Below are 23,883 nucleotides of genomic sequence, written 5' to 3'. Positions count from 1 at the left end.
TTACTCAGCGGCCGCAGCGGACACAGGCGCTGCATCGCGCACGTCAGGGTCCACATGCGCCTCGAACTTTTCAAAGTTCTCGATGAACATGGTCACCAGCGCGCGCGCCTGCTTGTCGTAGGCCTCGCCGTCGGCCCATGTGTCGCGCGGGTTGAGCAGGCGGTCGTCCACGCCGTGCAGCGAAACGGGCACTTCAAAACCGAAGTTCGCATCGGTACGCATCTCTGCCTCAAGAAGGCTGCCGTCGAGAGCAGCATTCAGCAGCGCGCGGGTTTCCTTGATCGGCATACGGTGTCCAACGCCATAGACGCCGCCGGTCCAGCCGGTATTGACCAGCCAGCAATTCACCTTGTGCTCGTGAATGAGGTCACGCAGCAGGTTGCCGTATTCGCTGGGGTGACGCGACATGAAGGGCGCACCAAAGCAGGTGGAGAAAGTGGCTTCGGGTTCGGTCACACCTTTTTCGGTGCCGGCTACCTTGGCGGTATAACCCGACAGGAAATGATACATGGCCTGGCTGGGTGTCAGCTTTGCGATAGGCGGCAATACACCAAATGCATCCGCTGTCAGCATGATGATGGTGTTGGGCTGGCCCGCAATGCCGGTAAGGCTGGCATTGGGAATATATTTGATGGGGTACGCACCGCGGGTGTTTTCGGTGAGCGTGGCGTCATTGAAATCAAGCTGGCGGGTGTCGGGGTCCATCACCACATTTTCAAGTACGGTGGCAAACCGCTTGGTGGTGGAGAAAATCTCAGGCTCTGCGGCAGCAGAGAGCTTGATCATCTTGGCGTAGCAACCGCCCTCAAAATTGAACAGGCCGTTGGGGCCCCAGCCATGCTCGTCATCGCCAATAAGCTGGCGATCAGGATCAGCAGACAGCGTGGTCTTGCCGGTGCCCGACAGGCCGAAGAAAATGGCCGCGTCGCCATCCTTGCCCGTGTTGACCGAGCAATGCATGGGCATGATCTTTTTGGGCGGAAGTTTGTAGTTCAGCATCGAGAACACAGACTTCTTCATTTCGCCCGCGTAGGACGTGCCGCCAATCAGCACGATCTGACGATCAAAGTCGCACGCGATCACGGTTTCGGTGCGGCAGCCGTGGCGCTTGGGGTCAGCCTTGAAGCTGGGCAGATCAATGATGGTGAACTGCGGCACAAAATCTTCGCGCTCGGCATCCGTCGGTTCAATCAGCAGATGCTGGATGAACAGCGAGTGCCAGGCAAACTCGGTGACAACGCGGGTCGGCAGGCGGTGGTCCTTGTCAGCGCCGCCGAACAGGTCCTGCACGAACAGTTCCTTGCCTTCGGCGTGCTTCAGCATGTCGGCGTGCAGCGTGTCGAACGCGCTTTCGTCCATGCCTTTATTGTTGTCCCACCAGACCTGGTCTTCGGTAGCGGCGTTGCGGACAATGAACTTGTCCTGCGCCGAGCGGCCGGTGTGCTGGCCGGTCTCAACCACAAACGGACCGTCTGCTGCGAGCTTGCCTTCATTGCGCAAAATGGCCTGCTCAACGAGCGATGCCGCGCCATGGTTCCAGTGGGAGGCCTTGATGCCGGTGAAGCCCATTTTGTCGAGGCCGTGGCTGGATACCTTGGGGCCGGTCTGTGTCACGTTCTTGTCTCTCCGTACTGGCCGGCCCCGCTGCAGATCGCGTTTCGCGCGGGGGCGGCGTTCCCACACAGATGTGGGCAGGATGGCGGACAATCCGCCCGGTGCAGTCTGCCAGCGACGAGCGGCAGACAAAATGCCTGAATGCAGCGTGGCTTAACGCTTTGGCGGGTCGGAGTCGATCCACAAAAGCTGCAAAACGTCCAGGGTCAGGCACACCCAAACGCCCGAAACATGCCCGTGCCGATGCTGCGGCTGGCGGTAAAAACATTGCCGAAAACCGCACAGCACCACCCAAGCCCCGGTTTTCCCAGTAAAATCAGGCAGTTGGTACGGCGTTGCCTCAAAGGGCGACCAAAATATGATGGTGCAAACAGGGGCGCAACAGGCGACCGGCATTTTTCCGCTCATGAGGTTAGCGTGGCACACCAAGATGCCAGAAAGCCCGCGATGAGGGCGGGCTACGCTTTGGCGTGTTCACCATAAAACGCTACAAAGGCAGGCACGCCATGTTGATGCCCGATTCCCGGTTCCATCTGCAGGTTGATTTGCCCCTTCAGGCGACCAGCCCGCTCAAGCAAAAAGCGACCCGATAGCCATGCCGACAGTTGCCCTTGTGGATGACGACCGAAACATTCTTACATCCGTGCAGATGGCGCTGGAGGCGGAAGGCTTCACCGTGCGCGCCTACAGCGACGGTGCCGCGGCCCTTGAAGGGCTGGCGGCCAAGCCGTGCGACATTGGCGTGTTCGACATCAAGATGCCGCGCATGGACGGGATGGAGCTGCTGCGCCGGTTGCGGCAGGCCACCGAGATGCCGGTGATATTCCTGACATCAAAGGACGACGAGATTGATGAGCTGTTTGGCCTCAAGCTGGGGGCCGACGATTACATCAAGAAGCCATTTTCGCAGCGGCTGCTGATTGAGCGCATCAAGGCTGTGTTGCGGCGGGGGGCCCCACGCGACGGCAATGGCACCGGAGCAAAGACCTCAACCTCCAGCGCCGTATCAGCAGGAGATGACGCTGCGGGCGTGATTGAACGCGGACGCCTTGAGATGGACCCTGAGCGCCACGCCTGTACCTGGGGCGGCAAACAGGTGACACTGACCGTCACCGAGTTTTTGATTTTGCACTCGCTTGCCCAGCGCCCCGGCTATGTGAAAAGCCGCGACGCGCTGATGGATGCGGCCTACGACGACCAGGTGTATGTGGATGACCGCACAATCGACAGCCACATAAAGCGGCTGCGCAAGAAGTTCAAATCAGTCGATACGCAGTTTGACGCGATCGAGACATTGTATGGTGTCGGCTACCGCTACAAGGAAGAGTAGGCGCTACCCGTACGCGCCCGCCTGACGCACTCCCATGGCAGACATACCGCGCACACCCGGAATAAAAAACCAGCCCGGCTGGTCGGCCCGGCTACGCGCCACGATTGCGCCATTCGCCGCGCGGGCCTGGCGCCGACTGAATGACATTCAGGTGCGCGGGCGGTTCTCAACACTGACGCGACGCATTGTGGCGTTTAATGTGCTGGCGCTGGCACTGCTGGCAGCGGGTATTTTGTATGTGAACCAGTTTCAGGCCGGGCTGATAGATCAGCGCGTGCAGAACCTTCGGGCGCAGGGCGAAATTATCGCCGGGGCACTGGCGGAAGCCGCCACGATTGAGCTTGAAACACAAATCATCGTGCCTGACGGGCCGGTTCCCCAGATCGACCTCACGGTGGCAGCTCGCCAGGCGCCGATTGACCCCGACCGGGCGGCGGCGATTTTGCGGCGCCTTGTGTTGCCGACGGATGCGCGTGCGCGTCTCTATAATACCAACGGTGTAATTGTCGTGGATTCGCAGTTTATTGATGCGGGCCGAGACGTCATTGCCTACGAACTGCCGCCCCCCAGGAATGACGAGTTCACGCTGATTGACTGGCTCAATGTGATGATCTCCGGCGTGCTGCGCGGAACCAACGTTCCCGCCTACGAAGAGCTGCCGGGCGACAAGGGCCTTGGCTACCGCGAAGTGCGCGGGGCGTTGCGCGCCGAGCCCACCAGCATGGTACGGGTGAATGAGCGCGAGCAGTTGATTGTCTCTGTTGCTGTGCCCGTGCAGCGGTTCAAGGCTGTTATGGGCGCGCTGCTGCTGTCCACCGAAGGCGGTGACATTGATGCGCTGGTGCGCGCGGAGCGTATGGCGGTCTTGCGGGTGTTCGCCGTGCTGCTGGTTGTCACCGTGCTGCTGGCAATTTTGCTGGCGGGAACGATTGCCGCCCCGGTGCGCCGCCTCGCGGAAGCCGCAGAGCGGGTGCGCAGTCAGCGGCATACGCGGGTGGATATTCCCGATTTTCGTGACCGCCGCGACGAGATTGGCGAACTGTCCGGCGCATTGCGCGACATGACGCGGGAACTGTATGCGCGCATTGACGCCACCGAGCGCTTTGCGGCGGACGTATCCCACGAATTGAAAAATCCGCTCACATCGTTGCGCAGCGCTATTGAGACCTTTGCCATTGCCAAAGACCCTGATGCCCGCGCGCGTCTGCAGGAGATCATCGCCGACGACGTGTCGCGGCTTGATCGTTTGATTACGGACATTTCCGAAGCCAGCCGCATCGACGCGGAAATGAGCCGTGCGGAAGCTGTGCCCGTTGACCTTGCGAGCCTGCTCACAACCTTTGTGCGCACCTACACCCAGTCGCGTGCGGGCGGCGACCTGCCGGACGCGGCCCAGGTCGTGTTTGACGCACCGGCACAAGGTGCCGCCACGGGCGCTGGTTCCTTTGATGTGAACGTCATAGAGCTGCGCTTTGGACAGGTACTGGCCAATCTCGTGGACAATGCGGTGTCGTTCAGCCCGCCAGGCAGCGAGGTACATATCGGCATTGAACGGTCAGGTGATGACATCAACATCATGATTGATGACGATGGTCCTGGCATCCGGCCTGAAAATCTCGATACGATTTTCAAGCGGTTTTACACCGACCGTCCCGACCCGGATGCGTTTGGCAAGAACTCCGGCCTTGGCCTGTCCATTTCGCGGCAGATCATCGAAGCTCATGGCGGCAGTCTGCACGCGGAAAACCGGCTGGACGAAGACGGCGACGTTGCCGGCGCACGTTTCGTGATCCGGCTGCCAGCTGTATGAGCCAAGCCGCATGAGCAAAACCCCGCATAGTGTTCATGGCAGCTGCGTCGCGCGGGGCGGCCGCTCAGCATTGCTGCGCGGCACACCGGGTAGCGGCAAGTCGGATCTGGCGCTGCGCTTTCTTTCCACCTACCCGGACGCATGGCTGATTGCAGACGATCAGGTAGTGCTTACCGCGCGCAATCAACAGGTGATTGCATCCGCACCCGCTGCGCTACGCGGGCTGCTTGAAGTCCGCGGACTTGGGTTGCTGCGCCGTGCGGTGCCGGCGGCGCCCCATGCCATGCCGGTGTGTCTGATTGTGGACATGATGCACACAGGCACGCCACCGCGCATTGCGGAGCCACGCTTCGAGACGCTGTGCGGCGTACTTTTGCCGGTCATCCCGATTGCACCTTTCGAGGCATCGGCACCGCTGAAACTGGCGCTGGCACTGGAAACAATCGGCGGTGGCGCATTTCCCGGCGATGATGGCCTGCTGGTGTGACAATCACCCCCACCCGGCCCTTGCAAAAGTCACTTGCCAAACAGGGTTGCAAGGCGTTGAGATCGACGCCGCATCAGGCCAAGGTATGGGCTGGTGCGCGCCCTGACTTTGAAACATCGCATTGAAAAATGCTGCGTTATACCGACCACGGATGAATGGACCATCATGATTGGCCTTGTGCTTGTGACCCACGGAAACCTCGCAACCGAGTTTGCGTCCGCGATGGAACATGTGGTGGGACCACAGTCCAATATGCGCACCGTATGCATCGGCCCTGATGACGACATGGAAGAACGCCGCAAGGAAATTATCAGCGATGTGGCCGCTGTTGATACCGGCGACGGGGTTATTTTGCTGACCGACATGTTCGGCGGCACGCCGTCCAACCTGGCCATCTCGGTGATGGAACATGCCAAGGTAGAGGTACTGGCCGGCATCAACCTGCCGATGCTGATAAAACTCGCCAGTGTGCGGGCCGACACGCCGCTGGCGGAAGCCGCAGCGCTTGCTCAGGACTCCGGACGCAAGTACATAAATGTCGCCAGCGAGTTGCTTGCAGGCGACCAAAAATAACACTGCGCTGCGGCGGCAGGACGACTATCGGGGCGGCACCATGGACGGAGCAGACAAAAGCGCCGCTGACCACGCGGCACTCTCCCGCGACGTAACCATTACAAATATGCGCGGGCTACATGCACGCGCCTCTGCCCGTTTTGTCAGAACCGCAGAGAGTTTTGATGCCACTGTGCGCGTTACCCGCGACGGACAAACCGTTGCCGGAACGTCGATCATGGGATTGATGATGCTTGCGGCTTCCACCGGATCTGGCATCACCATTGAAACCTCGGGGCCACAGGCGAGCGAGGCCATGGAGGCGCTGGTGGCCCTGGTAACGGACAATTTCGGCGAAGAATAACGTGTGGATGGATAAGTCAGGCCGCTAAAACCCTGACACCCTATCCATAGGGGCGATCAAGCGGGTTTACAGCGGTTTGCGGCGTGAAACCGGCTTTGGCACCTGCGGCTTTGGAAGGCAGGTACTGCGCCAGCATTCCACATGCCGGTTTGGGGCTCATCACCCCCTCTTCATTCATGCCGTGCATGCGCACCTGATCGGTGGGCGAACGCTTGGCGGCATACAGCGCCTTGTCGGCCAGATGCATCAGGTCATCCACCTCCATGGCGTGAGCGGGAAAAACCGAAATGCCGATTGAAGCGCGCGACACCGCCACACTGCCGCTCGCCAGCATAAAGGGTTCTGCCAGAGCATTGCTTAGGCGGTGAGCAAAACGCAGCGCACCACGCTCATCATCCAGGTGGGTGAGCATCACCACAAACTCGTCACCGCCAAGCCGCGCCGCATAGTCCGTTTCACGTATCGCAACACGCAGGCGCCGGGCCACCTCAACCAGCACTTGGTCACCGGCCGCGTGGCCATGCGTGTCGTTTACGGGCTTGAAGTCGTCCAGATCAATGGCCAGAAACGCAACACCCTGGTGTCCTCGCCGGGCATGGGCCAGTGTCTGGCGGGCGCGGTCGCCAAAGGCCTTGCGGTTTTCAAGGCCGGTCAGCGGGTCCGTGCAGGCATCCGCCCGGTTCTGACGCGACACTTCTTCAAGCTCGGTTACATCCATGGCGCTGAACACCAAAGCACCCGCCGGATCACGATGCACCTGCAGGTCGAGGTGGCGACCCGCAGGCGTTGTCAGCCGCAGCAATGTGTGGGTGTCATGAGGCAGGGTTTTAATGTTGCTGATCTGGTGCAGCGCTTCGTCGTGATCGCGGTCGCGGCCAAGATCACCACGTGTTGAAATTGCCAGCAGCAGGTCTGAGACGGTGGGTGTGCTCGCGAACCACGCCGCAGGCATTTCCAGTAGGTCAGGCATACGGGCATTGCAGAATTGAAAGTCACCTTCAGGATCAAACGCCGCAACGCCGTGGGGCAGCTTGTCCACGATCATCTGCGTCATGATCTGGTTGTCGCGGGCTTCGCTCAGGGCATCGCCAAAGCGCGATACCGCGTCGCGCAGAGGCCTTAGTTCATGAGGCAGGCCTTCGTGTGTGTATGCGGGCACCACGCCGCCGCCCAGCACGTCCTCCACCGCATCGCTGATTGACCCCAGCCACTTGCGCACTGCGCGGCGCAAACGCAGGCCATCATGCGTACCCAGCACTGTCAGTGGTACCAAAAACCCCAACAGGCCGCCCAACGCCCAGCGCTGCAACGAATCCACACGTCTCAGTGCCGACGCGGCGCGTGCTTCCGTTCGCATGGCTTCAGCATGGTGCAACGTCCAGAACGCGCTTTGCGCCGGACCGTCCTCAACAAACAGATCGCGATCAATCATGAGAGGCGAAAGACTGCGGCCCTGCATTTGGACGACACGCTCAAGATTGCCGACATAAATGGTGAATGTCTCGAGAATTGTGCTCAGCGCGGCAACTTCAGCAGGTGTCCCGGCCTGCATTCGCATATCGGCAACAATTTGCGTGATTGCGTCGTATGACGCCAGGGCCGCTTTGTGGTCATGCGGGTCTGCCGTCAAAACAAATGACTTGTACTGATGAATGAAGCCGCCAAGCCCCGTTGCGCCGCGCAGCTTTCTCAGATCGGTCCAGTATCGCCCGCCTGTCAGGTCGGGCGTTTGGTCGATAAGGCTTTGCTCCAGCGTATCAACGGCAACACGGACCTCAGACAATACAATGCCATGGCGACTGAGCGCGGTTGACATGTTCGCATCCGCGCGTTGCGTTGCACGCGGCCGTTCAAGATACGGCATCGCCCTTTCAATCGCATTCAACTGACCGTCAAGCCTGCGCACTGCGTCGAGCTCGGTCCGCGAGGGTTGAAGCGCGCGGTATTCAAGCAGCGCAGCGCGGACGATGCCCAGATCAACAAAAACCTGGCGCGCGAGCGTTGTGTCACCACTCAGAACATAGTCATAGAAATGGTGCACCAGCCCGCCATATCCGAGCTGAAACCGCAGGTGGTTGAGAGCCGCATGACGCGGGGCACGGGCACCAATATAGGCCTCCAGCTCGGCTGCCTGCCGGTGCAGTTGATAGGTGGTCTGCGCCAGCACGGCCCCCACGAGCACAATGAGCAGAGCCAGCAACCCCAAACGCCACCGCAAAAGACTGTTGATTGACCTGAACACGGCACATGCCCCTTCAAGACCCGAACCTGCCGGAGCCTCTTGAATGCATATTCACGTATAAGTTGTAATTTTTAGTGAATGTTTGTATCGCGTGCATTTCAGCGCGTCTGGCAACACGCATATAAACATGTCTTTATATGCTCCTTGATGCGCTGCGGCTGGGCTGATAGAACCCCAGCCTGAAAGCTGGTTTTCAACTATCGGCTCAATTTCACACTTTCAGGTGCCGGTTTTCGGCACCCCAACCACTCCGGAGTACCCGCCCCATGACCGCGCAGGATTATGTCGTCGCTGATATCTCGCTTGCCGAGTACGGCAACAAGGAAATCGAGATTGCTGAAACCGAAATGCCCGGCCTGATGGCCTGCGTTGAGGAGTTTGGCGACAGCAAGCCGCTCACCGGCGCGCGCATTACCGGCTCATTGCACATGACCATCCAGACCGCAGTGCTGATCCAGACGCTGGAAAAACTCGGCGCAAAAGTACGCTGGGCATCATGCAACATCTTCTCGACGCAGGACCACGCCGCCGCTGCCATCGCTGCGGCCGGCACGCCGGTATTTGCCGTGAAGGGTGAAAGCCTGGAAGACTACTGGACCTATACGGACGCCATTTTCCAGTGGCCCGATGGTGAGCCCACCAACATGATTCTGGATGATGGCGGCGATGCCACCATGTACATTCTGCTGGGCGCACGCGCTGAGGAAGGCGAGGACATTTTGTCCAAGCCGGGTTCCGAGGAAGAAGAATATCTGTTTGCACAGATCAAGAAGCGCATGGCGGCAACGCCGGGCTTCTTTGTGAAGCAGCGCCACGCCATTCGCGGTGTGTCTGAAGAAACCACCACCGGCGTGAACCGGCTGTATCAGTTGATGGACAAGGGCCACCTGCCGTTCCCGGCCATCAACGTCAATGACTCGGTTACCAAGTCGAAGTTCGACAACAAGTATGGCTGCAAAGAGTCACTCGTGGACGGCATCCGCCGCGGCACCGACGTGATGATGGCCGGCAAGACCGCCGTTGTGTGCGGCTACGGCGATGTAGGCAAAGGCTCGGCTGCATCATTGCAGGGTGCCGGCGCGCGCGTGAAGGTCACTGAAGTTGACCCGATCTGTGCGCTGCAGGCGGCCATGGACGGCTATGAAGTCGTGACGCTGGAAGCCGCTGCGCCCAACGCCGACATCATTATCACCACCACCGGCAACAAGGACGTTGTGACCATCGACCACATGCGGTCGTTCAAGGACATGGCGATTGTCGGCAATATCGGCCACTTCGATAACGAGATTCAGGTTGCCGAGCTCAAGAACCACAAATGGACCAACATCAAGCCACAGGTGGACATGATTGAGTTCCCTGATGGCAAGCGAATGATTTTGCTGTCGGAAGGCCGGTTGCTCAACCTTGGCAACGCTACGGGTCACCCGTCATTCGTGATGTCCGCCTCGTTCACCAACCAGGTGCTGGCGCAGATAGAACTGTTCACCAAGGGCGAGCAGTACGAAAACAAAGTGTATGTGCTGCCCAAGCATCTTGATGAGAAAGTGGCCCGCCTGCACCTCGCCAAGCTGGGCGTGCAGCTTACTGAAATGTCAGACGAGCAGTCGTCATACATCGGCGTGCCCAAGCAGGGTCCGTTCAAGCCGGAACATTACCGCTACTAAGACCGTTTCAACGGTGGAATCGGGGCGTCTGTTGCGTACAGACGCCCCTTTTTGTTGGGCGTCACGACGTGCATCGGCGCATGTTTACGCGCGGATGGTTGCATAGGGCGCGGGATGCGGGTTTTCTAGCGGGGGAACCCGCGAATCAACATTGGAACCAATGCGCATCAGGCAGCCATATCTCGGCAAAGACGGCGGTACGGCCGTTGCTTTGGGCATTGCTATCTGCGCAACAGCCCCTGCAGACGCACGCGCACAGACGACTGCTGACGCCTCCGCATCACTGACCGCAGCTTCCATTGAAACACTGCTGGCCAGCGTCGCCATTGGTGCGGTTGTTTTGGCACTGGGCGCGCTTTGGGCAGCGGGCCGCGCATTCAAACGCAACCGCCGCGACCTCGCTGTGCGCGCGGATCGCATGGCCGAGCTTGAGACCAAGCTTGATAGCGCCGAAAGCATTCTGGCGGCCGAACCTGATGCCGTCTTCATATGGGCACCGGAGCGCTCCGTGGCACCCACCACCGGCACGCGCAGTTGGGGGCGACCGCACGTCGTAGGCTCAACGGCGGGCCTGGCCGACCCATCATCGGGCACGGTCGATTTTGACTTTGTGCTGTCGCGGCTTCAGCCTGAAGATTCTGAAAGCCTGCGCAACGGCGTATCGCGGTTGCGCGAACGCGGGGCCCGGTTCTCGCTCAACCTGCAAATGCGCGACGGGCGCACCTATGAGGCAGAAGGCCGCCCGGCAGGCGCGCAGGCCGTGCTGTGGATGCGCGACATTACCGGCGAGCGCGAGGAAGAAACGCGGTTGGTTGAGACAGCCCGCAAGGCCGAGCGTGACCGCACGTTGCTCAGCCAGGTAACGGACGCAGCCCCGTTCCCCGCATGGCGGCGCTCAGCGGACGGGACACTTATATGGGTCAATCAGGCCTATGCCACCGCCGTTGATGCCCCCAACGCCGACGCTGTTGTGAGTGACCCGCGCGAACTGCTGGATGCTGCGACGCGCAAAGCCGCAGCGGCCGCCATTGCCACGCAGACAAAATACCGTGATCGCAGCAGCGCCGTTGTGGGTGGGGAGCGGCAGGTGCTGGATGTCATCGAGTTGCCGCTCACCGATGGCGGCAGCGCGGGCTTTGCCATCGACATCACGCCGCTTGCCGAATCCGAAGCCGACCTGAAACGGCATCTGGAGGCACACGGCGACACTCTCAACCGGCTGGCAAGCGCGGTGGCAATCTTTGGCCCCGACCGGCGGTTGCGGTACTACAACCGCGCCTTCCAGAAACTGTGGCGCTTGGAGGAGAGTTTCCTCGACACCGAGCCTGCCGAGGGCGAACTGCTGGAAATGCTGCGCGAGGCCCGCAGGCTTCCCGAACAAGCGGATTTCAGGCAGTGGAAGCAAAGCCGCCTTGGGCTTTACACCCGCAACGAACAAACCGACGAGCTTTGGCATCTGCCTGATGGTCAGACATTGAGAGTCATCGGCCAGCCGCATCCGTTTGGCGGGCTGCTGTATCTCTATGAGAACGTCACCACCCAGTTGAAACTCGAGTCCAGCCTGACCACCGCGCAGCATGTGCAGTCTGAAACGCTCAACAAGCTGTATGAAGGCGTTGCAGTGTTTGGCTCGGACGGCAGGCTCAAGCTGCACAACCCCGCCTATCAGCGCATCTGGCATCTGGACACGGCGCAGCTTTCAGGCGAGCCGCATATCGACCAGATTATCGAGTGGTGTCGCGGGTTGTACGACAACGCAGACGACTGGAACGCCATCAAGGCCCGCATCACATCTGTGAGTGACGAACAGGCGGCCGACGATCGCGGCAAGACGGGTCGTCTGCAACGGCCCGACGGCAGCGTGGTGGATTACGCAAGCGTTCCCCTGCCAGACGGCAACACGTTGCTGACCTATGTTGATGTCACCGACACCTCGCGCATTGAACGCGCGCTGCGCGACCGCAACGATGCGCTGGAGACGGCCGACCGGCTCAAGTCAGAGTTCATCAGCCACGTGTCGTATCAGTTGCGCACACCGCTCACCAACATCATCGGCTTTGGCGAAATACTGAACACGGAGCTTTTCGGGCCGCTCAACGAAAAGCAGTCTGAATATGCCAGTGGCGTTCTCAAATCAGCCAGCGAACTGCTTGATCTGGTGAACGACATCATCGACCTCGCCAGCATTGAAGCCGGGGCGATGGCACTTGATGTGGACGACGTGCGGCTCTCGCCGGTGATGCGTCAGGTGTTTGATATGGCGCACCCCCGTGCGCAGCAGGGCAAGCGGATGCTTGAACTTGAAGCGGCCAGCGACCTTGGCGTCATCAAGGCGGATGCGCGGCGCCTCAAGCAGATTTTGTTCAACCTGCTGTCCAACGCCATTTCGTTCACCAACCCCGGCGACACAATTACGCTTGGCGGCGACCGCGAAGGCGATGAAATCCGTCTGTGGGTGCGTGATACCGGCGACGGCATCAAACCCGAACATCAGGCCACCGTATTTGACCGCTTTGAGGCACGCGGCAGCTCTGAAAAACGTCGCGGTGCGGGGCTTGGCCTCACACTTGTGCGCAGCTTCGTTGAGATGCATGGCGGCTGGGTATCGCTTGAAAGCGCCCCGCGCGAAGGTACGCGGGTGACGTGTCACCTGCCTGCGGATGCAAAGCCGCTCGCAGCCCCGCAGCCCGAAGAGCCAGGCAACGCGGCAGCGTCCTAGGTTTTTTCTGATCCGCATCCCCGGCCTTGATCCGGGGATGCGGGAAGACACAAAAACGCCCTCTCCCGGATGTCCGGCAGAGGGCGTTTTTAATCTCGACCCTTGTCAAAGCCTCTAGTGCTGGCTTTCAGGCATCCGAACAATCATGCCGTCCAGCTCGTCAGATACCTTGATCTGGCAGGACAGGCGGGAGTTCTCCTGAACTTCAGGCGCAAAGTCGAGCATGGTCTGTTCCATGTCTTCTTTCGGATCGAGCTTGCTCAGCCATTTTTCATCTACATGCACATGGCAAGTCGCGCAGGCGCACGCGCCACCGCAGTCAGCGTCAATGCCAGGGACCAGGTTGTTGACCGCCCCTTCCATGACGGACAGGCCATTGTCCACATCCACAACATGCTCGGTTCCGTCATGCTCAACATAGGTGATCTTCGCCATGTTCCCTCTCGCGTAACTCTCCTGGGGGGAGCCCCCGGGGCGGGCTGCAGGACGCAGACCCACGAATTGATTTTACTGCCGGAGCGTTTCTTACGGGGTTGCCACAGGTGAGCGCAAGTCCCGCATGGCAGCCACAAGCGCGGACGGCAAACCCCGCTCCGCACTCCGCAAAGTTGACGCACCCGTCATTTTTATACCTGCCGAAATAAGTGCTCACGCGCGTTACGTCAAGCGCCCTGACATCCGGCACCTGCACGGCATGTGAGTCAGTCGGCAATCTCTTTCATGTCGATGCTTTCATCCGCCAGCCGCTCCGCACTCACGGTCGTGCCTTTTTGCAGCAGCATCCGCGACATCATGAACTCAGGCGCGCGGTTGATGGCATCTACCGCGATCATCTTGCCGTCCTTGAGATAGAAGGCTGCAAACGAACGGCCTGAAATATCGCCACGGATCACCACCTGGTCAAAGCCCTGGCTCAGCCCTGCAATCTGCAACTTCAGGTCATACTGGTCGGACCAGAACCATGGCACCTGGCCATATGGCTTCTGCTTGCCGCAAATGGCGGCAGCGGCCGTCTTGGCCTGTTCCAGCGCGTTATGTACGGATTCAAGGCGCAGGCTGGTCTGGTAAATCGGGTTGGGGTGAAACGTGCAGTCGCCCGCTGCATACACATCGGGGTCAGATGTCTGGCACAGGTCATCCACCACGATGCCGTTGCCACATTCAATGCCCGCGTCCGCCGCCAGCTCCATATTGGGCAGGATGCCGATGCCGGCGATCACGAAATCTGCGGGAATAATATCGCCGTTGCCGGTTTTAATGCCCGATACCTTGCCGTCGCCTTCAATGCTTTCGAGCGCTGTATTGGTGAGGATTTTGACTCCTTCCTCGCCGTGCACGCGCTCAAAGAAATGCGCAACTTCCTTGCATGTCACCCGGCCCAGCACTGTCGGCGCCATCTCCAGCACTGTCACATCAATGCCGTGCTTCACCGCCACAGCCGCCACCTCAAGACCGATATAGCCACCGCCGACAATCACAAGTTTTGCACCGGGCGAGAAATCAGCGCGGATGGCTTCAACATCAGCGATCGTGCGCAGGTAATGCACACCGGGCAGATCAGCGCCGGGGCAGGTGAGTTTGCGCACCCGCCCGCCGGTGGTGATGATGAGCTTGGAGTAGTCCAGCGTGCGGCCTTCTTCGAGATGCACTTTGTGGGCAGCGGTATCAATTTTTTCGACGACCGTGTCCAAAATCATGTCGGCGTCGGCCTTGGCATAAAACTCCACCGGCTTGAACAGCACCCGATCAAGGCCAATCTCGCCGGCCAGAAACTTTTTCGACAGCGGCGGGCGCTGATACGGCACCACGCTCTCTTCGCCAACAACCACGATGTTGCCCTCGAACTTTTCCTGCCGAAGGCTGGCAACGGCTTGGCCGGCCGCGTGGCCAGCGCCGATAATCACCACAGTGTTGCTCATGATTGATCGCGTCCTTCGATTGTTCGTGCGCTTTTAGGGCGGCGTCCTGTGCTCATAGTGCGTAGTCAGGTGAGCGGGTAGCATGAAAGGCGGAAACCAGCCAAGAGGCACGCCCGCACGCAGTATATTACCGGGGGGTTGAGGCGCGGCGGGCGCCCGTCTAAAAGCGCCAATAGCGTACACCTGTTGTGTATCGTCGTTCATTTGCCGGACCCTTGAATGCCAGGTCTTGTTGACGTTGAAACGGCTGAGTTTGTGATGGCCGACGAAGCTGCTACGCAGGCACTTGGCGCACGGCTGGCTGCCCTGCTTGAGCCCGGCGAGATCATCGCCCTTGCCGGTGATCTAGGGGCTGGAAAATCCACTCTTGCCCGCGGCCTTATTCGGGCGCTTGGTGTGACCGGTGAAATCCCCAGCCCGACATTCACGCTCATTCAGCAATACGACACGCCCTATTTGATGGTCGCCCATGTGGACCTCTACCGCATTGAGGATGACAGCGAGATTGAAGAACTGGGCCTTGAAGATGCGCTGGACTACGGCGCGCTGGTGGTTGAATGGCCCGCGCGTCTTGGCCGCGCATTTGACGCATCGCGGGTCAAAGGCCGGCTCGACATTGTGCTGACGCTGGATGATGCGGACGCCGACCCGACCAGCGAGAAACGCAAACTGACCATGACCGGTCATGGGGCGTGGGCCGCAAAACTGAAACGGGTGGCACACTAGATGTCTGACCGCATACAGATGCGTGACACATTTCTGGCACGCGCGGGATGGGCTGATGCCACGTCCGGTCCGCTGGCGGGTGACGCCTCAAGCCGCAGCTACGAGCGCCTGACACTGAACGGCAAGCGCGCCGTGCTGATGAACGCTCCGCCTGGCCCCGACGGCCCACCCATTGTGGATGGCAAGAGCTACAGCACGATTGTGCACCTGGCCGAGAACATGCGCCCCTTTGCGGCCATAGCCCGGCATCTCTCAGCACACGGCTTCAGCGCGCCGGAGATTTTCGCACAGGATCTGACCAACGGATTTTTGCTGCTCGAAGATTTGGGCGACGGCTTGTTCGCCTCACGCATTGCGGCAGGCGACAGCGAAGAAGAATTGTATGGCATTGCTGTGGATGCACTCGCCGCACTGCATACACTTGCCGCGCCCGACGCGCTGCCCTGTGGTGATGACGGCCCGCTGCATCATGTGCCGCCCTATGATGACGCGGCACTGCTGACCGAAGTGGCCTTGCTGCCAGCCTGGTATGTGCGCCTTGCAACCGGCAGCGAAGCCAGCGCACAGGCGCAAGCTGACTTTCACACCGCGTGGGCAGGCATATTGCCCCATGCGCGTGGTGCTGCGGATGTGCTGGTGCTGCGCGACTACCATTCACCCAATCTGCTGTTGCTTGAGCAGCGCACCGGCCTTGCGCGCGTCGGCATCATTGATTTTCAGGATTCGCTGATCGGTCCTGCAGCCTATGACGTGGTCTCACTGTTGCAGGACGCCCGCCGCACGGTGCCTGCGCAGACCGAAGCCCGGCTTCTGGCGCGCTACGAGGCTGCCCGCACAGCCCAGGACACCGGTTTTGATGCCGAGCAGTTCCGCGCCGCTTATGCCATCATGGGTGCGCAGCGCAACACCAAGATCATCGGCATTTTCGCCCGACTTTTGCTGCGCGACGGCAAGCCGCAGTATCTTGCACATATGCCGCGCCTTGCGGATTATCTGGCCCGCGATCTGGCGCATCCAGCGCTTGCGCCGGTTGCAAAGTGGTATGCGGAAAATGTGTCGCTGGCACAGATGCGCACCCCCATTGATCCGGGCACGGTCAAACCATGAGCAACGCAATCGATACAGCCATGGTGCTGGCGGCGGGCCACGGCACCCGCATGAAACCGCTCACAGACGACAAGCCCAAGGCGCTGATTGAAGTGGGCGGCAAGGCGATGGTGGACCATGCGATTGACCGTCTCAAGGCCGCGGGCATCAAGCGCATCGTCGTCAACATTCATGCCTTCGCCGACCTGATGCGGGCGCATCTCGAAGCGCGCAACGACCCCGACATTCTCATTTCGGATGAAAGCGGCGAATTGCTGGAAACCGGCGGCGGCATCAAAAAAGCGCTGCCGTTGCTGGGCGACAAACCCATCATCACGCACAATTGCGACAGCGTGTGGGTGGAAGGCATGGGCAAGACCCTGCCACGCCTGATCGAAACGTTTGACGCCGGCAAGATGGACGCGCTGCTGGTTGTGGCCGTTACAGCCTCGATCATCGGCGATGTGTCGAGGGGCGACTTCATCATGGATGCGGCAGGCAAACTTGAGTGGCGCGAGCCAAGCTCCGTTGCACCCTTCATGTACACCGGCGTCCAGATCATCAAGCCACAGCTATTTGCCGACATCGACGAGACGGCGTTTTCAACCACCAGGGTCTGGCGAGGCATCTTTGATGCAGGACGCGCCTTTGGCCTGCGCCATGACGGCGTGTGGATGCATGTGGGGACACCCGCAGCACTTGCCGACGCGCAGGAGTTTCTGCAAAGCCTCTAGGCGCAACTTATCCGCCTCAGCCTCGCGGTTTCGCGCTACCATGTACTCATGGGACAGGTATTCACGATTCCCCCGCATGTGCCGTTCTTGCAGGCGCTGGCACACGGGCTTCTGGCGCATGGCGATGCCCTGCCTGACGTTACGGTGCTGGTACCAACGCGACGGGCGGCGCGGGCACTGGCAGAAGCCCTGCTGGAGGCAAGCGACGCAGATGCCGTGTTGCTGCCCGTCATCCGCCCGCTCGGCGATGTGGACGAAGAGTTTCCCGCGCAGGCCGCATCCACGACCGACGGCAATGACGCGCTGACACTGCCTGCAGCCATCGCCCCCATGCACCGCACGCTGGCGCTGGCCCGGCTCATCATGGCACGCGCACACGCCACGGGGCTGGGGCCTGAGAACGCCGCGCAGGCCATTGCGCTGGCGGATGAACTGGCCGCCCTGCTGGATGCGTTCGCCACCGAGGAAGTGAGCCTCGATCAACTGCCAGGCGTGGTGCATGACGACTTTGCCGGCCACTGGAAAGAGACACTGGCGTTTCTTGAGGTCATCACCGATGCTTGGCCCAAAATGCTCAGCGACCTTGGGCTGGTGGAAGCCGCCCGGCGGCGGCGCATGTTGATTGACGCCACTTGCGTGCGCTGGCAGGCAAACCCGCCCGGCCCGGTGATTGCCGCCGGCTCCACCGGCTCCATTCCCGCAACCGCACGGCTGCTGGCGCAAATTGCCGCCCAACAAGACGGCGCGGTGGTTCTGCCGGGGCTCGACCAGCGCCTTGATGATGCGTCATGGGCAGCCTGCGGCCCCGCCCATCCGCAGTTTGGTATGCGGCAGTTGCTCGAGCGCATGGGCGTTGATCGCAGTGACGTGCAGATATGGCCCCACACCGATACCTGCACCCACACACGTAAAGAGGCATCAGCCCGCACCCGGCTTGTAAGTGAAGCACTGCGGCCAGCCGAGACAACCGACAAGTGGCGCGATGCGGGTGCAACACTTGGACCGCAAATGGATGATGCGCTTGCGGGCCTGACCATGCTGACGGCGGACACCCCGCAGCTTGAATCGCTATCCATTGCTCTTGCCATGCGCGAAACGCTGGAGACCCCCGGCAGGACGGCCGCGCTGGTGACGCCAGACCGCGCCCTTGCCCGCCGTGTAGCTGGTGATCTGGCGCGCTGGGGCATTGCCGTTGACGATAGCGGCGGTCAACCGCTGATGCATAGCCTGCCCGGAAGTTTTCTGCTGCTGACTGCGCAGATGCTGGCAGAGAACCTTGCCCCGGTGCCGATGCTCGCCGCCCTCAAGCACCGGCTGGCCCAGGGCGGCGAAGGCCCCGGCGTGTTTCATCGCCGCATTGGCTTTTTGGATAAGCATGTTTTAAGGGGCCCGCGCCCGGCCCCCGGTCTTGACGGGCTTGATAGCGCCATCACCGCACTGACCAACCCCGACCTCAGACATGGAGGCCTTAAAGGCGCGCGTTTGGAAACAGCGCGCAAGGCGGCCGGAACGCTGCGAACCCTCATCGGACCTGCTGCGGAACTTTTTGCACGCGACGAAGCAGACGCTGCGGAACTGGCGACAGCTCATCTGCAGGCCGTGGAGGCACTGGCGGCAACACACAAGACCACCGGGGCGCACGCCATGTGGAGCGATGTGGCGGGCGAGGCGGCAGCGTCGCTGATGGCCGATGTGCTGACCCACGCAGATTTGCTTGGCACACTGTCATGCGCGGACTATCCGTCCATTCTGGGTGCGCTGATGGCGGGGCGTATGGTGCGGCCCGTGCGACGCTCTCATTCGCGGTTACAAATACTGGGTCCGCTCGAAGCCCGCCTGCAACATGCAGACCGGCTCATCATGGGCGGGCTGAATGAAGGTGTGTGGCCCGCACGCGCTGAAACCGGCGCGTGGCTGAACCGCCCGATGCGTATCCAGCTTGGCCTTGAAGTGCCGGAGCGGCAAATCGGTCTGGCAGCGCATGACGTAGCGCAGGGGCTGGGCTCCGAAGACATTATTCTCACCCGCGCAGAACGCGCCGAGGGGCAACCCACCGTACCGTCACGCTGGTGGCTGAGGATTGAAAACCTCACGCGCGGACTGGACCACGCTATTGATAGCGGCCCGTGGCTGGAAGTGGCCCGCACACTGGACAGGCCGCAACGTGAAGCGCTACAGGCACCGCGTCCGGCCCCAAAACCGCCGGTGGCCGCGCGACCTAGCCGTTTGTCCGTCACCCGCATCAACGACCTGTTCCGCGACCCTTACTCAATTTATGCCGAGAGTGTTCTGGGACTATCGCCACTGGATGATCTGGATGCGTTTGCCGGTGCGGCTGACCGCGGCAACCTCATTCACACCATTCTGGAAACCTTCTCGGAGCAAAACCCGGGACCGATGCCAGCCGATGGCTACCAGCGTCTGCTGGCCATTGCCCGCGAGGCATTCGACGCCGCCGCGACGCGCCCGGCCGTGCGGGCTATCTGGTATCCGCGTTTTTTGCGGGTGGCGGAATGGTTCATCCCGTGGGAGACCGAGCGACGCACGCGCATTGCCCGGACCCATGTGGAGATGAAAGGCAAATATGTGTTCCCCGTCGGCACCCGGACTTTTACCCTGTCCGGTATCGCAGACCGCATAGACGTTCTTTCCGACGGCACACTTGCCATTCTCGATTACAAGACCGGCGTTGTACCTACGGTCAAGCAAACCAACGCAAAGTTTTCCGTGCAGTTGCCGCTTGAGGCCGAAATGGCACGAGCCGGAACCTTTGGCAAAAAGGACTTTGTGCTCCCCGCAGCCGACACATCCGAACTCGCCTACGTGGAGCTGCGCGGCGGACGCGAACCGGGCGCCATCAAGCCACTGGACGACCCGATGGGCCTGGCAGCGTCAATTATGGAGCACACACTGGCGCTGCTCGAGACATTCGAGAAAGAAGAAACGCCGTACCTCTCGCAACCGCGTCCGCAGTTCCTGGCGGCATTCAGCAATTACAACCATCTGGCACGGGTGAAGGAATGGCAGACGGCATCCGACCCGGACTAAAGGCAGGCGACGACGCCACAGACGCGTCGGCAAAGCCTTTTGATGGTGCAAACGCCCAATTGCGCCAACGCTCGTCCGCCAGTCAACTGGCGGCGGCCGACCCGCGCGCAAGCGTCTGGGTGTCTGCCAATGCGGGTACCGGCAAGACCTACACGCTGACCAGCCGTGTGGCACGGTTGCTGCTCAACGGCACGCGCCCCGAACACATTCTGTGCCTGACCTTCACCCGCGCGGCCGCCGCCCAGATGCAGACCAAGCTGTATGAGCGGCTGGGCGAATGGTCCACCATGCCCGAACACAAACTGGCCGGGGAACTGGCTTTCCTGGAAGGGCGCGACCTTGAGGCAGACGAAATTGCCAAAGCGCGCCGACTATTTGCCAGCGCCCTTGAAACCCCCGGCGGCCTCAAAATCCAGACCATTCATGCGTTTTGCGAAAGCCTGCTGGGTCGCTTTCCACTGGAAGCCGGTGTGAGCCCGCATTTCGCCCTAGCAGACGACCGTCAGTCTGCGGAGCTTCTGGCCGAAGCGCGCGATCAGGTTTTGCAACAAACCGTTGATGCCCCCGAAACTCCACTGGCGCAGGCGATGGTGCGCATTGCCGGTGTGGCCGACGAGGCCGCGCTTGAGGGATTGCTGACCGAAGTCAGCAGCCACAGGCACAAGCTGGCGCGCTGGATAGACGCCGCGCAGGGCATTGACGGGGCAGAGCGTGCTGTTGCCGATGCCCTGAGCGTGCCGCCGGGCGCCGACGAGACCAGCATTCTGGCCGATGCCATTGCCCAACTGGATATGGGCGCTGTGCGCGAAGCGATGAGCGTCTTGAGTACCGGCTCAACCAACGACAAGAAGAAGGCGAAATCGATTGCAGCCTTTCTGAATGACCCCACACCCTCTGGCTGGCTGACGTATTTTCAGTGGGTTTTTCTGAAGCAGAACCGCGAAGGGCGCACCGATAAAGACATCATCACCAAATCGCTTGCTGATGGTTCGCCGCATATCAAGGATTGGTTGATTAAGGAGCGGTCGAACATTGTTGAAGCAGTGTTCAGGTGCCGCGCAGCGCAGACATCCGCCATGACCTGTGCCGTGTTGCGGCTGGGGCATGGGGTGCTGGCGGCATACGAGGCCCTCAAAACGCACCATGCATTGCTTGATTATGACGATCTTATCACGCGCACGGCGCAGCTTTTGTCGAGCCGCACATCCGCGCAATGGGTGCTTTACAAGCTGGACCGCGGCCTTGACCATGTTCTGGTTGACGAGGCGCAGGACACCAGCCCCCAGCAATGGAAAGTGATCGAAGCGCTGGTGCAGGAGTTTTTTGCCGGCGACGGCGCGCGCGCCTTTGCGCCTGACGATGCGGGCCGAATGGGTGTAACGCGCACCCTGTTTGCTGTGGGCGACGAGAAACAATCCATCTTTTCGTTTCAGGGCGCAGAGCCGGGAACATTTGCGCAGAAGCGGCAACAGTTTCGCGACGCCGCAAAAGCAGCCGAACAAACATGGCGGGACCTGGACCTGACGGTGTCATGGCGCACGGCTCAGGAAATACTGGACAGCGTTGATGCGGTGTTTGAACCCATGGACATGCGGCAGGGTGTTGTGGCGGGCAATCAGTCGGCAGATAAAAGCCCGATCCATCACGAGAGCGTGTGGACCGGACGTGCGGGCCTCGTGGAAGTCTGGCCCGCAATCGGGCCGCAGGACGCAGAGGAAAGTTCTCTGTGGGATGCGCCGCTGAATGCCGTCAGCGCCACCAGCCCGCTGGCACGACTGGCAGACCGCATCACCGACGCGATAGCGGGCTGGATTGGCACCGAGATGTTGCCCCAGCGCGGCCGCACGATGCAGGCTGGTGACATTCTCATTCTGGTTCGCCGCCGCAATGCGCTGGTGGATGAGTTGATCCGCAAGATGAAGGAAAAGGACATTCCCGTCGCCGGCGTGGACCGGCTGGTGCTGGGAGACCACATCGCCGTGATGGACCTGATGGCGCTGGCCCGGTTTGCCCTCTTGCCGGAGGATGACCTGACCCTTGCAACCGTCTTGCGCAGTCCACTCTGTGACATTGATGAAACGGGCCTGTTCGCGCTGGCGCATGACCGTGGTGACGCAACCCTTTGGGAAACGCTCAAAAACCGCCGCGCTGAAGTGCCCGGAGCGAGCGCTGCCTATGAGTATCTGACCGATATTCGCAATGATGTAGGGCGGCTGCGTCCGCACGAGTTTTTCAGCCAGGTATTGGGGCCGCGGCGAGGCCGCGAGGCGCTGGTGACGCGGCTGGGCATGGATGCCCATGATCCCATTGATGAGTTTTTGAACCAGACCCTTGCCTATGAGGCAACCAATACGCCTTCCCTGCAGGACTTTGTGGCATGGATGGATGCGGATACCACGCAGATCAAGCGCGACCTGGACCAGAGCGGCAACAAGGTGCGCATCATGACCGTGCACGGTGCCAAGGGCCTTGAAGCCAATGTGGTCATTCTGCCAGACACAATTGTGACGGGGGCCGCAGGTGGACGGGCAGCATTGCTGACCCATGAAACCGGGCTGGTGACCTATAGCCCCAGCAAGACCGACGCAGACGCAGCCTCCGCCGCCGCCATACTGGCGCGCGAGCAGCGCGACAACGAGGAGTATCGGCGGCTGTTGTATGTGGCCATGACCCGCGCCATGGACCGGCTCTATATCGCCGCCTATCACGGCAAGACCAAGCCGCGCGAAACAAGCTGGTATGAGCGCGTGTATAAAATCCTTGAAGCCCAACCGCACGCGAAGACCGTGGATGTCGAGTTTGCCGATGGCCCCGCAACCGTGTTGCGACTTGAAAGCCCGCAGAAGGTTGCAGCGGCCCCCGACAAGGCGCACGACGCGGCGGCCGGCGCAGTAAACCTTCCCGATTGGGTCACGGCACGCGCGCCGGCAGATGCGGCACCCATGGGGCCGCTTGCCCCCTCCCTCATGCCATCGGATGAAGAAGGATCTGCCAGCGCCGCACTGCCGCCTGCCCTTTCCCCGCTGACCGGGTTTGGGCATGAAGCTGGCGTATCGCAGCGGTTTGCGCGCGGGCGGCTTATTCACACGCTGCTGCAGCATCTGCCGGACATTGCATCCAGGGACCGCCGACCGGCGGCACTTGCCTATCTCAAGGCCAACGCGGACCCGGCATTTGATGCATCAGCATGTGAAGGTATGGCCGACGAAGTGATGGCGGTGCTTGACGACCCGAAGTTTGCGCCGCTGTTTGCACCCGGCAGCCGTGCCGAAGTCGCGCTGGCCGGACGTATCATGTGGAAGGGCAAATCCGTGCCAGTGGCCGGACAAATAGATCGCCTCGCAGTCACACAAACCACCGTCATGATTGCGGACTACAAAACCAACAGGCCACCACCTGCTGACGTGAAGGGAGTTGCGCAGATTTATATCGACCAAATGGCAGCCTATCGGGCGCTGGTGGCGGCAGCCTATCCGGGCCGGCAGGTGAGATGCGCCCTGGTATGGACCGACGGGCCACGGCTGATGGATATTCCTGACTCACTGCTTATACAACAGCAAAAAACTGTGATTTAAGATATATCACATA

The 23,883-nt window shown here is 60.8% G+C and carries 16 protein-coding genes; 12 read left to right on the top strand and 4 right to left on the bottom strand.

The window, feature by feature from the left end:
• A complete protein-coding gene (locus RIB87_RS07935; RefSeq protein WP_350145304.1) occupies window positions 1-1,614 on the bottom strand; it encodes a phosphoenolpyruvate carboxykinase in 1,614 nt (537 codons plus the stop codon).
• Window positions 1,615-2,209: 595 nt separating this feature from the next.
• Between RIB87_RS07935 and RIB87_RS07930 the strand changes: the two genes are divergently transcribed.
• The 5 genes from RIB87_RS07930 (at window position 2,210) to RIB87_RS07910 (ending at window position 6,157) form a co-directional block, all read left to right on the top strand.
• Window positions 2,210-2,944, top strand: a complete 735-nt coding sequence (locus tag RIB87_RS07930) for a response regulator transcription factor (protein ID WP_350145302.1) — start codon at window positions 2,210-2,212, stop codon at window positions 2,942-2,944.
• Between the two features lie 34 nt (window positions 2,945-2,978).
• Window positions 2,979-4,754: a sensor histidine kinase gene (locus tag RIB87_RS07925; protein ID WP_350145300.1), complete on the top strand. Its 1,776-nt coding sequence runs from the start codon at window positions 2,979-2,981 to the stop codon at window positions 4,752-4,754.
• A 10-nt stretch (window positions 4,755-4,764) separates the two neighbouring features.
• On the top strand, window positions 4,765-5,241 hold the full coding sequence (locus RIB87_RS07920) for an HPr kinase/phosphorylase (RefSeq protein ID WP_350145298.1): 477 nt from the start codon (window positions 4,765-4,767) through the stop codon (window positions 5,239-5,241).
• A 165-nt stretch (window positions 5,242-5,406) separates the two neighbouring features.
• Window positions 5,407-5,814, top strand: coding sequence for a PTS sugar transporter subunit IIA (locus tag RIB87_RS07915; RefSeq protein ID WP_350145296.1), 408 nt, complete (start codon window positions 5,407-5,409; stop codon window positions 5,812-5,814).
• A gap of 40 nt (window positions 5,815-5,854) precedes the next feature.
• Window positions 5,855-6,157 (top strand): HPr family phosphocarrier protein, encoded by a 303-nt coding sequence (locus RIB87_RS07910; protein WP_350145294.1) that lies wholly within the window; start codon window positions 5,855-5,857, stop codon window positions 6,155-6,157.
• 40 nt (window positions 6,158-6,197) lie between these two features.
• On the opposite strand, the gene RIB87_RS07905 is transcribed toward RIB87_RS07910, so the two are convergent.
• Window positions 6,198-8,399: a diguanylate cyclase domain-containing protein gene (locus RIB87_RS07905; RefSeq protein WP_350145292.1), complete on the bottom strand. Its 2,202-nt coding sequence runs from the start codon at window positions 8,397-8,399 to the stop codon at window positions 6,198-6,200.
• Between the two features lie 266 nt (window positions 8,400-8,665).
• Between RIB87_RS07905 and ahcY the strand changes: the two genes are divergently transcribed.
• Together ahcY and RIB87_RS07895 are read left to right on the top strand one after the other, a co-directional pair.
• The gene (ahcY, locus tag RIB87_RS07900; RefSeq protein ID WP_350145290.1) at window positions 8,666-10,063 is read left to right on the top strand and encodes an adenosylhomocysteinase; all 1,398 of its coding nucleotides are present in this window, start codon (window positions 8,666-8,668) and stop codon (window positions 10,061-10,063) included.
• A 160-nt stretch (window positions 10,064-10,223) separates the two neighbouring features.
• The gene (locus RIB87_RS07895; protein ID WP_350145288.1) at window positions 10,224-12,782 is read left to right on the top strand and encodes a PAS domain-containing sensor histidine kinase; all 2,559 of its coding nucleotides are present in this window, start codon (window positions 10,224-10,226) and stop codon (window positions 12,780-12,782) included.
• A gap of 114 nt (window positions 12,783-12,896) precedes the next feature.
• Here RIB87_RS07895 and RIB87_RS07890 read toward each other — a convergent pair whose 3' ends face one another.
• The gene (locus RIB87_RS07890) at window positions 12,897-13,217 is read right to left on the bottom strand and encodes a 2Fe-2S iron-sulfur cluster-binding protein (RefSeq protein ID WP_350145286.1); all 321 of its coding nucleotides are present in this window, start codon (window positions 13,215-13,217) and stop codon (window positions 12,897-12,899) included.
• Between the two features lie 266 nt (window positions 13,218-13,483).
• Window positions 13,484-14,701, bottom strand: a complete 1,218-nt coding sequence (locus RIB87_RS07885; protein WP_350145284.1) for an NAD(P)/FAD-dependent oxidoreductase — start codon at window positions 14,699-14,701, stop codon at window positions 13,484-13,486.
• A 219-nt stretch (window positions 14,702-14,920) separates the two neighbouring features.
• Here RIB87_RS07885 and tsaE point away from each other — a divergent pair, with 219 nt between their 5' ends.
• From tsaE to addA, 5 genes are read left to right on the top strand one after another with little or no spacing between them, the layout of a single operon-like run.
• Entirely contained in the window at window positions 14,921-15,427 is a 507-nt protein-coding gene (tsaE, locus tag RIB87_RS07880; protein WP_350145281.1) for a tRNA (adenosine(37)-N6)-threonylcarbamoyltransferase complex ATPase subunit type 1 TsaE, read from the top strand.
• Window positions 15,428-16,534 carry an aminoglycoside phosphotransferase family protein gene (locus RIB87_RS07875; RefSeq protein WP_350145279.1) on the top strand — a complete coding sequence of 369 codons (1,107 nt, stop codon included), beginning with the start codon at window positions 15,428-15,430 and terminating at the stop codon, window positions 16,532-16,534.
• Window positions 16,531-17,247, top strand: coding sequence for a nucleotidyltransferase family protein (locus RIB87_RS07870; RefSeq protein WP_350145277.1), 717 nt, complete (start codon window positions 16,531-16,533; stop codon window positions 17,245-17,247). The genes RIB87_RS07875 and RIB87_RS07870 overlap by 4 nt, the downstream gene beginning before the upstream one ends.
• Window positions 17,248-17,295: 48 nt before the next feature.
• On the top strand, window positions 17,296-20,295 hold the full coding sequence (gene addB, locus RIB87_RS07865) for a double-strand break repair protein AddB (protein WP_350145275.1): 3,000 nt from the start codon (window positions 17,296-17,298) through the stop codon (window positions 20,293-20,295).
• Complete coding sequence (gene addA, locus RIB87_RS07860; protein WP_350145273.1) at window positions 20,268-23,870, top strand: double-strand break repair helicase AddA; 3,603 nt, start codon at window positions 20,268-20,270, stop codon at window positions 23,868-23,870. Before addB ends, addA begins: the two co-directional genes overlap by 28 nt.
• The last annotated feature ends 13 nt before the right edge of the window (window positions 23,871-23,883 follow it).

The organism is Pyruvatibacter sp. (assembly GCF_040219635.1).
Lineage (GTDB): Bacteria > Pseudomonadota > Alphaproteobacteria > CGMCC-115125 > CGMCC-115125 > Pyruvatibacter.
The sequence above is the reverse complement of the archived record's forward strand: the minus strand, read 5'-3'. Positions and strand labels throughout refer to the sequence as shown.

What these genes read in the sequence shown, in the direction of transcription:
- addA (WP_350145273.1), top strand. Translation starts at nt 20,268, where the DNA reads ATGGCAGACGGCATCCGACCCGGACTAAAGGCAGGCGACGACGCCACA.
- RIB87_RS07890 (WP_350145286.1), bottom strand. Translation starts at nt 13,217, where the DNA reads ATGGCGAAGATCACCTATGTTGAGCATGACGGAACCGAGCATGTTGTG.
- RIB87_RS07910 (WP_350145294.1), top strand. Translation starts at nt 5,855, where the DNA reads ATGGACGGAGCAGACAAAAGCGCCGCTGACCACGCGGCACTCTCCCGC.
- RIB87_RS07925 (WP_350145300.1), top strand. Translation starts at nt 2,979, where the DNA reads ATGGCAGACATACCGCGCACACCCGGAATAAAAAACCAGCCCGGCTGG.
- RIB87_RS07885 (WP_350145284.1), bottom strand. Translation starts at nt 14,701, where the DNA reads ATGAGCAACACTGTGGTGATTATCGGCGCTGGCCACGCGGCCGGCCAA.
- tsaE (WP_350145281.1), top strand. Translation starts at nt 14,921, where the DNA reads ATGCCAGGTCTTGTTGACGTTGAAACGGCTGAGTTTGTGATGGCCGAC.
- addB (WP_350145275.1), top strand. Translation starts at nt 17,296, where the DNA reads ATGGGACAGGTATTCACGATTCCCCCGCATGTGCCGTTCTTGCAGGCG.
- RIB87_RS07895 (WP_350145288.1), top strand. Translation starts at nt 10,224, where the DNA reads ATGCGCATCAGGCAGCCATATCTCGGCAAAGACGGCGGTACGGCCGTT.
- RIB87_RS07920 (WP_350145298.1), top strand. Translation starts at nt 4,765, where the DNA reads ATGAGCAAAACCCCGCATAGTGTTCATGGCAGCTGCGTCGCGCGGGGC.
- RIB87_RS07915 (WP_350145296.1), top strand. Translation starts at nt 5,407, where the DNA reads ATGATTGGCCTTGTGCTTGTGACCCACGGAAACCTCGCAACCGAGTTT.
- RIB87_RS07930 (WP_350145302.1), top strand. Translation starts at nt 2,210, where the DNA reads ATGCCGACAGTTGCCCTTGTGGATGACGACCGAAACATTCTTACATCC.
- RIB87_RS07870 (WP_350145277.1), top strand. Translation starts at nt 16,531, where the DNA reads ATGAGCAACGCAATCGATACAGCCATGGTGCTGGCGGCGGGCCACGGC.
- ahcY (WP_350145290.1), top strand. Translation starts at nt 8,666, where the DNA reads ATGACCGCGCAGGATTATGTCGTCGCTGATATCTCGCTTGCCGAGTAC.
- RIB87_RS07875 (WP_350145279.1), top strand. Translation starts at nt 15,428, where the DNA reads ATGTCTGACCGCATACAGATGCGTGACACATTTCTGGCACGCGCGGGA.